Annotated in this window: 10 protein-coding genes and 2 rRNA genes (1 of these 12 cut by a window edge); 4 read left to right on the forward strand and 8 right to left on the reverse strand. The window is 57.6% G+C overall.

The features are described 5' to 3' along the window. Positions 1-79 precede the first annotated feature (79 nt). The 5 genes from C2E19_RS20415 to C2E19_RS20435 all read right to left on the reverse strand — a co-directional run bounded on the left by C2E19_RS20415 (position 80) and on the right by C2E19_RS20435 (position 6216). On the reverse strand, positions 80-1375 hold the full coding sequence (locus C2E19_RS20415) for an FAD-dependent monooxygenase (protein WP_129394818.1): 1296 nt from the start codon (positions 1373-1375) through the stop codon (positions 80-82). Beyond that, positions 1372-2049 carry a S8 family serine peptidase gene (locus C2E19_RS20420; RefSeq protein WP_129394819.1) on the reverse strand — a complete coding sequence of 226 codons (678 nt, stop codon included), beginning with the start codon at positions 2047-2049 and terminating at the stop codon, positions 1372-1374. The genes C2E19_RS20415 and C2E19_RS20420 overlap by 4 nt, the downstream gene beginning before the upstream one ends. Beyond that, positions 2039-3757, reverse strand: a complete 1719-nt coding sequence (locus tag C2E19_RS20425) for an ABC transporter ATP-binding protein (RefSeq protein ID WP_129394820.1) — start codon at positions 3755-3757, stop codon at positions 2039-2041. Before C2E19_RS20425 ends, C2E19_RS20420 begins: the two co-directional genes overlap by 11 nt. After that, positions 3757-5661 carry a sigma-54-dependent Fis family transcriptional regulator gene (locus C2E19_RS20430; protein WP_129394821.1) on the reverse strand — a complete coding sequence of 635 codons (1905 nt, stop codon included), beginning with the start codon at positions 5659-5661 and terminating at the stop codon, positions 3757-3759. The genes C2E19_RS20425 and C2E19_RS20430 overlap by 1 nt, the downstream gene beginning before the upstream one ends. A 102-nt stretch (positions 5662-5763) precedes the next feature. Then, entirely contained in the window at positions 5764-6216 is a 453-nt protein-coding gene (locus C2E19_RS20435; RefSeq protein ID WP_129394822.1) for a MerR family transcriptional regulator, read from the reverse strand. Between the two features lie 114 nt (positions 6217-6330). Between C2E19_RS20435 and C2E19_RS20440 the strand changes: the two genes are divergently transcribed. The 4 genes from C2E19_RS20440 (at position 6331) to C2E19_RS20455 (ending at position 8857) form a co-directional block, all read left to right on the forward strand. Next, on the forward strand, positions 6331-6969 hold the full coding sequence (locus C2E19_RS20440) for an NAD(P)H-dependent oxidoreductase (protein WP_129394823.1): 639 nt from the start codon (positions 6331-6333) through the stop codon (positions 6967-6969). 310 nt (positions 6970-7279) lie between these two features. Further along, complete coding sequence (locus C2E19_RS20445) at positions 7280-7885, forward strand: hypothetical protein (RefSeq protein WP_129394824.1); 606 nt, start codon at positions 7280-7282, stop codon at positions 7883-7885. A gap of 9 nt (positions 7886-7894) precedes the next feature. Continuing rightward, the gene (locus C2E19_RS20450) at positions 7895-8101 is read left to right on the forward strand and encodes a helix-turn-helix transcriptional regulator (protein ID WP_007910409.1); all 207 of its coding nucleotides are present in this window, start codon (positions 7895-7897) and stop codon (positions 8099-8101) included. A gap of 84 nt (positions 8102-8185) precedes the next feature. Further along, positions 8186-8857, forward strand: coding sequence for a hypothetical protein (locus C2E19_RS20455; RefSeq protein WP_129394825.1), 672 nt, complete (start codon positions 8186-8188; stop codon positions 8855-8857). 56 nt (positions 8858-8913) lie between these two features. On the opposite strand, the gene mrdA is transcribed toward C2E19_RS20455, so the two are convergent. The 3 genes from mrdA to C2E19_RS20470 form a co-directional block, all read right to left on the reverse strand. After that, positions 8914-10806, reverse strand: a complete 1893-nt coding sequence (gene mrdA / locus C2E19_RS20460; RefSeq protein WP_129394826.1) for a penicillin-binding protein 2 — start codon at positions 10804-10806, stop codon at positions 8914-8916. A gap of 222 nt (positions 10807-11028) precedes the next feature. Next, positions 11029-11144 (reverse strand): 5S ribosomal RNA (rrf, locus tag C2E19_RS20465). A 168-nt stretch (positions 11145-11312) separates the two neighbouring features. Further along, positions 11313-14067: ribosomal RNA gene (locus C2E19_RS20470) — 23S ribosomal RNA — on the reverse strand; it runs 139 nt beyond the window's last position.

Here is a 14067-nt window from a genome sequence, read left to right on the forward strand (position 1 = left end):
CCTTCACGAGCAAGCCCGCTCCCACAGTTGATCGCATTCCAAAGTGGGAGCGGGCTTGCTCGCGAAGGCGTCAGCCCAGTCAAGGACTGAACCCCTGAGCCAGCAACCACCCCCGGATCACCCTGCCCTGTTCTTCACTCAACCCCGCCAACACCTGCTCCGCCGATTCTGTGCGCAACCGCCGCACCAGCGGCGCCACCTCGACACCCTGCACATGCCAGATCCCCAACGGCTGATCCGCGCTAATCACCACCTCAGCCTCATCGACAAAGCCGTCACGCAGCACTGGCATACGCTCGATCCGCAACGCTGCGAAATTCGCCTCAGCATGCGCGACCTGAGCATCCGGCCACTGCCGCCGCACCCGCCAGAATGGCTGTTCAGCCCAACGTTGCTCGTCAGCATAAAAGTCCCGGCCGATCCGCGCAAAGCGCAAAAACAATTGCTCCACCCGTTGCTGATGAAAGCGTTGCGCCAATGCCGCTCGCTCGGGTTTGCGCAGCAAAGTGTTGATCACCACCGGCGCCTGTAACGCCGAAGACAGCGACTGAAAAATCCCGTTGCCTGACAGCGGATCTACTGCCATAGCGGCATCGCCGACCCGAATCCAGTTAGCGCCACACACCTGATTTGAAAGAATCGCCGTACTGCTGCGCGCGTGCAGTTGCAGCTCGGCTTCGGCTGCATCGGCAAAAAAACTCCGAGCGAAAGCCGAGACGTGTCGCCGTTGACGACAGTAATCGAGCAACTGGGCCTTGGCCGGCAGATCAGCGCTGGCCACGTCCACCGTCCACTGCCAGTAGCATTGTCCGTCGACCCGGCGCGCCATCCACGCCCAACCGTCCTCAAGGCTTTCCACCGCGCTGGCGGTCGTGCCTGGCGCGCCTTGCCAGCGGTTGAGCAAACTGACGGTCTCTGGCCCGCGCAAGCCTTTGCCGAGCGTCGGTGCCTGGCGCCCGCGTGCTTCCACCAGAAAATCGGCGTGCAACGTCGCACCGCCATCCAGTTCGATTCGATGGGGGCTTACTGAAGCCTGTACGTTGAGCACGCGTTTTTCGATCAGCACCACTCCGGCGGCGTGCAAGGCCTCACGCAAACCGCGATCGAAGGTCGGCCGATCGAGGAGAAATTCGATGTTCTGCGCATGCTGCTGTCCGTTCCAGTTCACCTGCCGTTGCGAAGGCAATATCGCCTCCGCCAGCGCCTGGTGCAGGCCCGCACCACGCAAGGCTTCCAGTACCCGCTGCGAGACGCCTTCGAGGGCTGAAAAGCGCCGCCATTCGCTGACCAGTGTCACGTCGTAGCTCAACCGCCGCAGCCCCAACGCCACTGCGGCACCTGCCGGGCCGGCACCGAGAATCACAATGGCAGTCATGGCCCAAGCCGCCGTTCAGGCCCGCGATAACGCGCGTTGTGTTTTAACCACTCGATAATTTCAAGGTTGCTCGCCTGCGGATGTTCCAGCAGAAACCCGGCGATATGCCCGCTCAACGCCGCGCAGCCGAGACTCGCGCCGGATTGCCCCGGATACGTCCCGTGCACGCACGCGGCAAAATCCGCCTGTGCACTGTCGAGCCAAGACCATTGCTCCTCGGTGCAACGCGCATCTCCTGTCACCCGTAGCACCTGCGGATAACTCGCCGGAAACACCGCCGCGCCCTGCGCCGGACTTGACGCGCAAAGCAGAACGCCACGTGCCACTGCCGCCGCACAAGCCTCGCGCAACAGGCTGCGATCCTGGCGTAATCCCAGACTCAAATTGATCAAGCGAACGTCCTGCTTCACCAGCCAATCAATCGCCGTGGCAATCTGCAAAGCACTGGTCACGCCACGCTGATCAAACACCTGTGCCACGCAAATCTGCGCGGCCGGCGCACGACGACTGATCACCTCGATCACCGCGCTGCCATGCCCCAGCGGATCCTCGCGCAAATCACTCTGCGCCAGGCCGTCCTCCAGCAACGAGAACCGCTGCCCGGCAATCACCTGCACCCGTTGCGCCGCCGAGTGCCCGCTGTCGACCACGCCGATCCGCAACTCAGGCTTCATGCAGCACCGTTTTCGAGGTCAGCACGCCGTCGAGCAATTCGAAGCGCAGATCGGCATCGGCCAGGGTCGACGGCCGGTGGCTGATGAGGATGCGCGTACGCCCGGCAAACAAGCGGTCGATGGCTTCGATCACTTCGCGCTCGGTGGCTTCGTCGACAGCCGACGTGGCTTCGTCGAGCACCAGAATCAAGGGATCCTGCAACAGCGCCCGGGCAATCGCGATGCGTTGTTTCTGCCCGCCGGACAACTGCTGGCCGCGCTCGCCCAACGGACTGTCGAGCCCTTCGGGTAGTGAGCCGATCAGGCTGTCGAGCTGCGCCAGCCGCGCGACTTCGGCAATCGATTCGCGACTGGCGTCCGGCACTGCGTAGGCAAGGTTGTCGGCGAGGCTGCCACGAAACAGCACGATGTCCTGACTGACCACCGCAATGCGTCGACGCAGCTCGAACAGGTCGAGTTCGCGCAGATCGACTTCGCCAAGCAGCACCCGCCCCGATTGCGGATCGTGATGACGTTGCAACAGGTCGATCAAGGTCGATTTGCCAACGCCGGAGCCACCGCTCAGGGCGACTTTCAAACCGTAGGGAATCGTCGCTTCAATGCCGCTCAAGGTGCTCGGCCGGCCAGGATGACTGAAGTGCACATTGTCAAAACGCAGCTCGCCCGAGGCCGGCAAAGGTTGCGGCGCAAGCGGCGAGCGCACGGTAGGTTCTTCGCCGCGCAATTCCATCACCCGACCGAGGCTGACGGTCATCCGTTGAATCGCCACATACAATCCCAACAGGCTCTGCACCGGGCCAACCGCCATGCCCAGATAGGTGGAAAACGCGATCAATGCGCCGAGCTGCCAAGTGCCCTGCACCACCCAATAACCGCCGATCAAAAACGCGCAAGCGCGGGACAACGAGGTCAGCGTACCCGGCACCGCCTGGGTGAAAAACTCGGTGACTTGCAGCCGCAGCAACTGATTCATGTAACCCTGGCCGAGATTCTCCAGGCGCCGCGCTTCTCGCTGTTGTTGCCCGGCGGACTGGATGAACTTCATCACCGGCAGCGTCTCGACCATGAACGACGACATGTCTGCCGAACGCTCGCGCAACTGCCGCACATCACGCTCGACCTTGCGCCGCATCCAGCGCAGCCACAACACATCGAGAGGGATCAGCACCAGCGCCAGCAACGACAGCTTCCAAGACAAGGTCAAGAGCATGGCAATCGCCACCACCAGACCAATCACACTGGAGACTGCGGAGAACAGCGAGTCCACGGCAAAGCGCTGAATCTCCGCGACATCGCCATCGAGCCGCGACATCAGATCGCCAATCCGCCGCTGCCCATAGAAGCTCGGCGACAAGGTTTGCAAATGCCGATAGAGGTCATCGCGCAAGGCGAACAGAATCCGCCCGGACAAGCGCGTGTGCAGATAACGGTTGATCCCTGATAACGCGGTACCGAGCAATCCGGCGATGATCATCAGCACCGCGATCAGCACCAGCATCGGGAAATTACGCGCCAGCAGACCATCGTCGATCAGCAGCTTGACCAGCCATGGCTGCACCAGCACCAGCAACGAAGCGCACACCGACAGCCCGAGCAAACCGGCAATCGCCAGACGTTGCGGGCGGACGAAGCCGTACAGCCAGCGCAACGCCGCTTGCAGCGTGGCAGGGTCACGGCTGTCGATCAGCCGAACAATAAAACGCAACATCACGAACGCAACTGTTTGAGTTTGCGATACAGCGTCGCGCGGCTGATACCCAAGGCGTCGGCAGCAGCCGAGACGTTGCCCTGATGGCTATCGAGGGACTGGCGGATCATCTCCAATTCATTCTCGCGAATACTGCCAGCCGGCGGTTTTTCACTGGCGCTCAGTTCGTCGAGCATGCTGTCAGGCAAGTGCTCGAGGGTCAGCACGCTGTCGCCCGGTTCGCGCATGGCCAGCGCGGTGCGCAGGACCATTTCCAATTGGCGGATATTACCCGGCCAGTGATAGCCGGCGAGCAAGCGGTCGAGGTCGTCATGCAGCACTACGTTCGGCGCTTCGAGCTTGCTTAAAAGTCTTGCCACCAGTGCGGCGAAATCATCACGCTCGCGCAGCGCCGGGAGCATCACGCTGATGCCGTTGACGCGATAGAACAGGTCTTCGCGAAACTGCTTGTCGGCGACCAGGATTTTCAGGTCGCGATGGGTGGCGCAGATCAGTGCGACGTCGATGTCCTGCTCTTCACCGGCACCGAGCGGCGCGACTTTGCGATCCTGCAACACCCGCAATAGGCGCGCTTGCAACGCCAGTGGCATGTCGCCGATTTCATCGAGAAATAACGTGCCGCCATGGGCCTGTTGCAAGCGGCCGATCATGCCGCCACGACGTGATCCGGTGAACGCGCCTTCGCGGTAGCCGAACAGTTCCGATTCGATCAGACCTTCGGGAATGGCCGCGCAGTTCACCGCGACAAAGGGTTTGTCGCAACGGCTGCCGGCCGTGTGCAAGGCGCGGGCGATGACTTCCTTGCCGGTGCCGGTTTCGCCGAGCAGCAACACCGGCAGCTCATTGGCCAGACCTTGCCTTGCCATGCGCAAGGCGCGGGCATAGCGGGCATTGCTGCCGGCCAGCGCATCGAGATCCGCTGGCGCTTTAAGGGTTTTCGCCACACTGCGTGGCGCGCCGCCAACGTTGACCGAGCGCGCCGGCGCACGCAGGGTTTTGTAGAAAAACTCGCCCTTGGCCGTTTGCAGACTGCCGACGCCGCCCTGCTGCAAACGACTGAGCAGTTGTACGCCATCGACACCGAGAAACTCTTCGCAGCGGCGTCCGACCAATGCCGAACGTTCGGCCCGCAGCAACTGACAGGCTTGCGCGCTGACCGCGAGGATCTGTCCGCCGAGACTGACTGCGAGCAAGCCCTGCCACGGCGATTCCAGATACTGCCGGCGACTGTGAAACGCCAGGACGATCTGATCAGGGAAACTGTTATTGAACACCCGGCTTTCGATCTGACTGACCGCCATGCTCAATAGCGCGGTGCTGTCATGCACCCGACCGAGCGGGCCTTCGCGGGTCAGATCGAGGACACCGAGAATCTCGCCTTGCGGGCAATGGATTGGCACCGAGGTGCAGGAAAAATCAGTCAGGCGATCGAGGTAATGTTCGCCGCAATCGATCAGCGTCGGTCGGGCTTCGACCAGTGCAGTGCCGAGGGCATTGGTGCCTCGGGCGGCCTCGCTCCAGCAGGCGCCAAGGGTTATGTCCTGCAGGCCACTGCCCTTGAGCCGGTCAGCGCGGCCCTCGACGGCAAGAATGGTTGCGTCGGAGTTGGCGAGGATGATCAAGCCTTCCTTGCCCTGACGTTCGGCAAGGTAATCGATGGCGGGCATCGCGGCGTCGATCAGCAGGCGATTACTCGCCAGCAGCACGTCGAGGCTGGCGCTCGATTCCAGCATCAGCTCGTGTTTGCCGTTGAAGAGCACGCCGTGGCTGAGACTGCGTCGCCAAGAAGCATCGATTTCCGCACGCAGCACACCGTCGGGCACTTGCCCTTCCTGGTGCAACTTTTCCCGGGCGAGCCGGGCTTCGTGGGGTGACTTGGGATCAGTTGTTTTTATAAGAGTCATCAAGCGCTCCGCAGCGGTCCGCTTGGCGCTTTCAGTATTTCAGCGCCCTGACGGCAATCTTTACGTTAACGTCAGGGCGATGGCAAGCACCGTAGGGCGCTATCACCTACTGGCCGGCTGCTCAGGCAATGCGCTTCGCGGGGCGAGGCTCTGTTCATGCCGATACGATTCGGCCCGGTGCCCGCTCGCGCAAACGGGAGGAACGCCGGTGCGCAGACTTTCTTCAAGTGTATGCCGCAGCCTCAGCAGCCCCTGACTTTGCAGCGCCAGGTTGGCCTCGATCTGCCGAATCTCATCCAGACGGATATCGATTTGCGCAATGGTCAGCGATTTCGAACAACTGCCATCCTGCAGGAACAGACCGCGAATGGTGTCGAGAGAAAAACCCAGTCGCTGGGCATCGCGCACCAGGATCAATCGCGCAACAGCCGCCTCGCCATAGTGCCGATATCCATTGGCGTCACGGGTAGAAGGCTCAACCAAACCTTGCTCCTCGTAATAGCGTATCGCCGACGCGGCAACACCTGTGCGCTTGGAAACCTCTCCGATCTTCATAAAAAGTGCTTGACCTTCAAGTTGGCTTTAATCGTTAGCATAAGCCCAGGTTCAGCACGACAGCCAGTCGTTATTGACCCACCTGAACATCTTTCACCTTTACGGAATTTAGTGATGAGCAAACTGACAGAACTGCTGAAATGGCGCTACGCAACGAAGAAGTTCGATTCTTCCAGGACTGTGCCCGATGAGAAAATCGAACGCATCCTGGAAGCGGTCCGGTTAACGCCAACATCCAGTGGGTTGCAGCCCTTTGAATTGCTCGTAGTGACCAATGCCGAGGTTCGCGAAAAGATCAAAGCTGTCAGCTGGAATCAGGAGCAGGTCACCGACTGCTCGCATTTGCTGGTGTTCGCCGCGTGGGACGACATCACGGCGGAGCGGGTCAACATGATGTTCGACCTGACTAACCAAGTGCGCGGCAGCGTTAACGAAGGATGGGAAAACTACCGTCAAATGCTCTTGGGCATCGTCGCTGCACGTGGCAAGGAAGCCAACTATCAGGCGGCGGCGCGACAGGCTTATATTGGTCTTGGCTCGGCGCTGATTGCCGCAGCATTTGAAGAAGTAGATGCGACACCTATGGAAGGCTTCGACCCGGCTGCCATCGACGAAATCCTCGGCCTCGCGGCCCGCAACTTGCGTAGCGTGGTGATTCTGCCATTGGGCCATCGAGCCGCTGAAGGTGACTGGCTGGTGAACTTGAAGAAGGTTCGTCGATCGCGGGAAAACTTCGTCACCGAGATCAAGTAAGCCTTATCAGAGCGGGGGACTGAAGCATGCCTGTGGTGTGTGTCCCCCGCTCCCATCATTCCCTGAACCCGTCACCGATACCGGCGACCACCCAGTGGCTCAGGTCCCTCCCTGCTCTCGACTTGCTACGAATCCGAGAGCCTGTCGACATTGCAAATCCCCGAAAATCGATTGAATTGAAGAATCATTCTATGGCCCCAGCACCTCGATGCCGCCGGGGACCTTCACAAAACAAGAACAATTTATTATTGCCATTAGATAATTAAACATCGAGAATCCGTCACTCCCAATGACACCGCAAGGAATTTTCATGAGTACTCGTATCAACGGATTGGCACTGCAACGCATGCATTGGGTGGGATTGTTGGCGGCGCTTCTGGTCTGGGTTCTAGCGGTCACCGAGGTCGGCAGTACCGCTTCGATCTGGTTCTTCAAAACCGATGAAATGCTCGCGGCGCTGCTCTACGCCTTTGCGGAAAACTCACCGCAACTGCTTGACCCGTTTGTCGAAGGTGCGCTGCTTGCACCCGACACATGGCTGTCGCCACTGGTCACTGCATTGTTGGTGGTGTTGGATTTCCTGCCCGTTCTACTTTCGACTTACGTACTTTGCCTGACCGGGTTGTTTTTTCTGCGCTTGTCCCGCGGTGAAACCTGGACCGAGCGCAACATCAAGGTTCTGTGGCGAGTAGGGATTCTGTGCATCATTTCTCCGGCGGCCTACCCACTGGTGGAGACTTTGCAGGGTTTGACCCTGTCTATCGATCTGCCGCCCGGGGATCGCATTTTTCAATTCTCGATCGGCCTGTCTTCCTCTTCTGCATACGAGATTGTCAAAGGCGTATTGCTCTGTTTATTTTCAATTATCATGCGCGATGCAAAAGTACTCAGCGATGAGCAAAGCCAATACATATAGAACAATACAATGACCATTATCGTCCGCCTTGACGTTGTCATGGCCACGCAAAAAATTCGCTCGAAAGAGTTAGCCAGCCTGCTGGGCATCACCGAGGCCAACCTGTCGTTACTGAAGAATGGCAAGGTCAAGGGCGTGAAGATGGCCACGCTGGACAAACTCTGTGCAGCACTCGATTGCCAGCCTGGCGATCTGCTGGAATACCAGAAAGACTGAACCTTGCGCAGCAGCGCGAGTTAATTGTCGCCAGTCCCCAGCGTTTAACTCTTATTCAATCCTTAGTTGCAAGGCGGCTTTTTCATGACCCGGTTTTTATTCTCCGCGCTGTTTTTACTGACCGCGTTGATCAGCGGCTGCGCCACGCAAATGGACGTAGCGCTGAATGCCACACCAGATCCGGATTATCATTTTGACCGAAAGGCGACGGTACTCGTGACGTCTGCGGGTGGCAGCGACGAAAACGCACTTAACGCTCGCTACTATCTCCGCGACATGGTGAGCGCACTGAAAGACATGGGCTACCAGCAGGTCTATACCGATGTCAGTCTGCCGAAGAACCACGCGCCGATAAAAATGACCATCAGCCTCGACATTGGTAGCCGACAAGTGACCTACCGCTATACCGCTACCGATTACGGGCAGGTGCCGACCAGCACCTCTACCGTGTGCAAGAACAGCAAGAAAAAAGACGACCGGCTGAACTGCACGAGTACACCCAACACCACCTATGGCCCGATAGGTAGCTCGGAGCGCACCGGTTACACCACGCTCAGTACGTTCATTGCCACCGCCCGGGATGAAGTCAGCAAGCGCCCGGTCTACCTGCTTCGCGCGTCGTCCTATAACGAAGACTGCCAGGCAGCCAAGGTCGAAGCTTTTCTGGTGGAGCAAGGCTTGCAGAACCTGAACTTCGAGGACCGTGTGCAGCGCACCTACACCGTCACGATGCCCGAGGGTTATCGTTGCAAATAGGCATTTCACAGCACCGGCCGAGCTTGCATGAGCCGGTGCTGGAAAGCTGTTGACGATTAAACGTGCGGGTCACCCGGCGCTTTGGTCGGCGCCGCGTATTGCGGCTTGAGATGGCCGTCCTGATCGAGTAACCAGGCGTCCATGATCTGCCGCACCACCGGACCAGCAACACGGCCACCGGCCTCGCCGTTTTCGATCATTACCGAAATCGCGATCTTCGGATGCTCCGCCGGAGCGAAACCGACGAACAAGGCGTTGTCGCGGTGCCGTTCCAGGGTTTTCTCGCGGTTGTAACGCTCGCCCTGCTTGATCGCCACCACCTGCGCCGTGCCGCTCTTGCCGGCGATGCGATATTGCGCACCCACCGCTGCCGCGCGGGCAATACCACGCGCGTCGTGCATCACCATCTGCATGCCATGGTTGACCTGCTCCCAATCGCGCGGATCCTTGAGCAGAATATTTGGCATCGGATTCTCATCAACCGGAGCTATGCCGTCGACCGTCTTGGCCAGGTGCGGACGGTTCCACACGCCTTTGTTGGCGATCAGTGCGGTGGCCTGGGCCAGTTGCAGCGGCGTGACCTGCATGTAGCCTTGGCCAATACCGAGAATCACGGTTTCGCCCGGGAACCAGGCCTGTCGACGCGTGGCACGTTTCCACGCCTGAGATGGCATCAGGCCGGGCGACTCTTCGAACATGTCCAGCGAGACTTTCTCACCGAGGCCGAACATCGCCATGTAGTCGTGCAGGCGATCGATGCCGAGCTTGTGCGCGAGGTCATAGAAGTACGTGTCGTTGGATCGCATGATCGCTGCGTCCATATCTACCCAGCCGTCGCCACTGTGGTTCCAGTTGCGGTACTTGTGATCGAAGTCCGGAAGTTGGTAGTAACCCGGGTCGAAGACGCGAGTCTGCGGCGTTACAACACCGGCATCGAGACCAGCAATCGCAACCTCCGGCTTGATCGTCGAACCCGGTGCGTAGAGGCCACGCAGGACGCGGTTGAACAGCGGCCGGTCAATCGAGTCGCGTAGCGCCGAATACTCCTTGGAGCTGATGCCGGTGACGAACAGGTTCGGGTCGAAACTCGGGTTGCTGACCATCGCCAGCACTTCGCCGGTAGACGGATCGAGCGCGACCACCGAACCGCGACGATCACCGAGTGCCGCCTCCGCCGCTTCCTGCAGTTTGACGTCGAGGCTCAGAACGATGTTTTTGCCGGGTACCGGATCGGTGTGTTTGAGCACACGCAGTACACGACCTTGGGCGTTGGTCTCGACCTCTTCATATCCGACGTGGCCGTGCAACTGCGCCTCGTAGAAACGTTCGATACCGGTTTTGCCGATGGATTGCGTGCCGCGGTATTCAACCGAGTCGAGGCTCTTGGATTCTTTTTCGTTGATCCGGCCGACGTAGCCGATCGAGTGGGCGAAATGTGCGCCCAGCGGATAGTGACGAACGAATTGGGGTTCGACATCGAGACCGGGCAAGCGGAACTCGTTGACCGCGAGGACGGCGATCTGCTCTTCCGTCAGCTCGTAGAACAGCGTAACTGGCGTGAACGGATGGCGAGACTGCTTCATCGCCTTATCGAAGACTGTGCGGTCTTCTGCGGGTAAATGCAGCAGATTGATCACCTCGTCCAGCTCCTGATTGACGTCAGTCGCTCGTTCACGGGTGAAGATCAGGTTGTAACTGGGACGGTTATCGGCCAGCAACACGCCATTGCGGTCGTAGATCAGCCCACGTGTCGGCGCAATAGGCAGGACATGAACACGGTTGTTTTCGGAGATGGTCGAGTGGTAGTCGAATTCCACCACTTGCAGGATGTACAGGCGCACCACCAGCGCACAGCTGACGGCGAAGACGAACAAGGCGCAGGCGATCAACCGCTTGTTGACCAGGCGCGTCTCTTTTTCGTGATCCTTGATCGGGATTGGTTCAGGCATTTCTACAGCAACTCTTTGACATAAATGAGTGCCGATCCGTGGGCATGACATCAGTCCATTAAAAAACGAGCTGCACCATACCAAAAACTGCCCGGTCACTTCAGAAGGTTTTTCCCCAATGGCCGCTCTTGCGACGGTTGGGATGCTCTACAAGCGTTCAAAACTTTTTCGCAGGCAAAACAAAACCCCAACTGCTTTCGCAATTGGGGTTTCGGAATTTAATCTTGACGATGACCTACTCTCACATGGGGAAACCCCACACTACCATCGGCGATGCATCGTTTCACTGCTGAGTTCGGGATGGGATCAGGTGGTTCCAACGCTCTATGGTCGTCAAGAAATTCGGGTACTGAGTCGTGGCCGGACGGCCTCGCTTCAGCAAATTGGGTATGTGATAGCTTTCGGTGTTTGTGAACATCGAACTTTCGGTTCGTTTCGTCTTCACACACCGCAATCTGGTCTCTCTCGCTTTTCAGCTTGGAGCATGCAAATTGCTTGGGTGTTATATGGTCAAGCCTCACGGGCAATTAGTATTGGTTAGCTCAACGCCTCACAGCGCTTACACACCCAACCTATCAACGTCGTAGTCTTCGACGGCCCTTCAGGGAACTCAAGGTTCCAGTGAGATCTCATCTTGAGGCAAGTTTCCCGCTTAGATGCTTTCAGCGGTTATCTTTCCCGAACATAGCTACCCGGCAATGCCACTGGCGTGACAACCGGAACACCAGAGGTTCGTCCACTCCGGTCCTCTCGTACTAGGAGCAGCCCCTCTCAAATCTCAAACGTCCACGGCAGATAGGGACCGAACTGTCTCACGACGTTCTAAACCCAGCTCGCGTACCACTTTAAATGGCGAACAGCCATACCCTTGGGACCGGCTTCAGCCCCAGGATGTGATGAGCCGACATCGAGGTGCCAAACACCGCCGTCGATATGAACTCTTGGGCGGTATCAGCCTGTTATCCCCGGAGTACCTTTTATCCGTTGAGCGATGGCCCTTCCATACAGAACCACCGGATCACTAAGACCTACTTTCGTACCTGCTCGACGTGTCTGTCTCGCAGTCAAGCGCGCTTTTGCCTTTATACTCTACGACCGATTTCCGACCGGTCTGAGCGCACCTTCGTACTCCTCCGTTACTCTTTAGGAGGAGACCGCCCCAGTCAAACTACCCACCATACACTGTCCTCGATCCGGATAACGGACCTGAGTTAGAACCTCAAAGTTGCCAGGGTGGTATTTCAAGGTTGGCTCCACGCGAACTGGCGTCCACGCTTCAAAGCCTCCCACCTATCCTACACAAGCAAATTCAAAGTCCAGTGCAAAGCTATAGTAAAGGTTCACGGGGTCTTTCCGTCTAGCCGCGGATACACTGCATCTTCACAGCGATTTCAATTTCACTGAGTCTCGGGTGGAGACAGCGCCGCCATCGTTACGCCATTCGTGCAGGTCGGAACTTACCCGACAAGGAATTTCGCTACCTTAGGACCGTTATAGTTACGGCCGCCGTTTACCGGGGCTTCGATCAAGAGCTTCGCGTTAGCTAACCCCATCAATTAACCTTCCGGCACCGGGCAGGCGTCACACCCTATACGTCCACTTTCGTGTTTGCAGAGTGCTGTGTTTTTAATAAACAGTCGCAGCGGCCTGGTATCTTCGACCGGCATGAGCTTACGGAGCAAGTCCTTCACCCTCACCGGCGCACCTTCTCCCGAAGTTACGGTGCCATTTTGCCTAGTTCCTTCACCCGAGTTCTCTCAAGCGCCTTGGTATTCTCTACCCAACCACCTGTGTCGGTTTGGGGTACGGTTCCTGGTTACCTGAAGCTTAGAAGCTTTTCTTGGAAGCATGGCATCAACCACTTCGTGTTCTAAAAGAACACTCGTCATCAGCTCTCGGCCTTAGAATCCCGGATTTACCTAAGATTCCAGCCTACCACCTTAAACTTGGACAACCAACGCCAAGCTGGCCTAGCCTTCTCCGTCCCTCCATCGCAATAACCAGAAGTACAGGAATATTAACCTGTTTTCCATCGACTACGCTTTTCAGCCTCGCCTTAGGGACCGACTAACCCTGCGTCGATTAACGTTGCGCAGGAAACCTTGGTCTTTCGGCGTGGGTGTTTTTCACACCCATTGTCGTTACTCATGTCAGCATTCGCACTTCTGATACCTCCAGCAAGCTTCTCAACTCACCTTCACAGGCTTACAGAACGCTCCTCTACCGCATCATCCGAAGATGATACCCGTAGCTTCGGTGTATGGTTTGAGCCCCGTTACATCTTCCGCGCAGGCCGACTCGACTAGTGAGCTATTACGCTTTCTTTAAAGGGTGGCTGCTTCTAAGCCAACCTCCTAGCTGTCTAAGCCTTCCCACATCGTTTCCCACTTAACCATAACTTTGGGACCTTAGCTGACGGTCTGGGTTGTTTCCCTTTTCACGACGGACGTTAGCACCCGCCGTGTGTCTCCCATGCTCGGCACTTGTAGGTATTCGGAGTTTGCATCGGTTTGGTAAGTCGGGATGACCCCCTAGCCGAAACAGTGCTCTACCCCCTACAGTGATACATGAGGCGCTACCTAAATAGCTTTCGAGGAGAACCAGCTATCTCCGAGCTTGATTAGCCTTTCACTCCGATCCACAGGTCATCCGCTAACTTTTCAACGGTAGTCGGTTCGGTCCTCCAGTTAGTGTTACCCAACCTTCAACCTGCCCATGGATAGATCGCCCGGTTTCGGGTCTATTCCCAGCGACTAGACGCCCTATTAAGACTCGCTTTCGCTACGCCTCCCCTATTCGGTTAAGCTCGCCACTGAAAATAAGTCGCTGACCCATTATACAAAAGGTACGCAGTCACCCAACAAAGTGGGCTCCCACTGCTTGTACGCATACGGTTTCAGGATCTATTTCACTCCCCTCTCCGGGGTTCTTTTCGCCTTTCCCTCACGGTACTAGTTCACTATCGGTCAGTCAGTAGTATTTAGCCTTGGAGGATGGTCCCCCCATATTCAGACAAAGTTTCTCGTGCTCCGTCCTACTCGATTTCATGACTAAGAGATTTTCGCGTACAGGGCTATCACCCACTATGGCCGCACTTTCCAGAGCGTTCCGCTAATCTCAAAGCCACTTAAGGGCTAGTCCCCGTTCGCTCGCCACTACTAAGGGAATCTCGGTTGATTTCTTTTCCTCAGGGTACTTAGATGTTTCAGTTCCCCTGGTTCGCCTCTTGCACCTATGTATTCAGTACAAGATAACCATCTT

The organism is Pseudomonas sp. DTU12.3, from assembly GCF_004124275.1.
GTDB lineage: Bacteria > Pseudomonadota > Gammaproteobacteria > Pseudomonadales > Pseudomonadaceae > Aquipseudomonas > Aquipseudomonas helmanticensis.

Bases quoted from the DNA above. Each gene is read 5' to 3' on its own strand.
- C2E19_RS20430 (WP_129394821.1), bottom strand. From the start codon at position 5,661: ATGACTCTTATAAAAACAACTGATCCCAAGTCACCCCACGAAGCCCGG.
- C2E19_RS20440 (WP_129394823.1), top strand. From the start codon at position 6,331: ATGAGCAAACTGACAGAACTGCTGAAATGGCGCTACGCAACGAAGAAG.
- C2E19_RS20455 (WP_129394825.1), top strand. From the start codon at position 8,186: ATGACCCGGTTTTTATTCTCCGCGCTGTTTTTACTGACCGCGTTGATC.
- C2E19_RS20425 (WP_129394820.1), bottom strand. From the start codon at position 3,757: ATGTTGCGTTTTATTGTTCGGCTGATCGACAGCCGTGACCCTGCCACG.
- mrdA (WP_129394826.1), bottom strand. From the start codon at position 10,806: ATGCCTGAACCAATCCCGATCAAGGATCACGAAAAAGAGACGCGCCTG.
- C2E19_RS20450 (WP_007910409.1), top strand. From the start codon at position 7,895: ATGACCATTATCGTCCGCCTTGACGTTGTCATGGCCACGCAAAAAATT.
- C2E19_RS20415 (WP_129394818.1), bottom strand. From the start codon at position 1,375: ATGACTGCCATTGTGATTCTCGGTGCCGGCCCGGCAGGTGCCGCAGTG.
- C2E19_RS20420 (WP_129394819.1), bottom strand. From the start codon at position 2,049: ATGAAGCCTGAGTTGCGGATCGGCGTGGTCGACAGCGGGCACTCGGCG.
- C2E19_RS20445 (WP_129394824.1), top strand. From the start codon at position 7,280: ATGAGTACTCGTATCAACGGATTGGCACTGCAACGCATGCATTGGGTG.
- C2E19_RS20435 (WP_129394822.1), bottom strand. From the start codon at position 6,216: ATGAAGATCGGAGAGGTTTCCAAGCGCACAGGTGTTGCCGCGTCGGCG.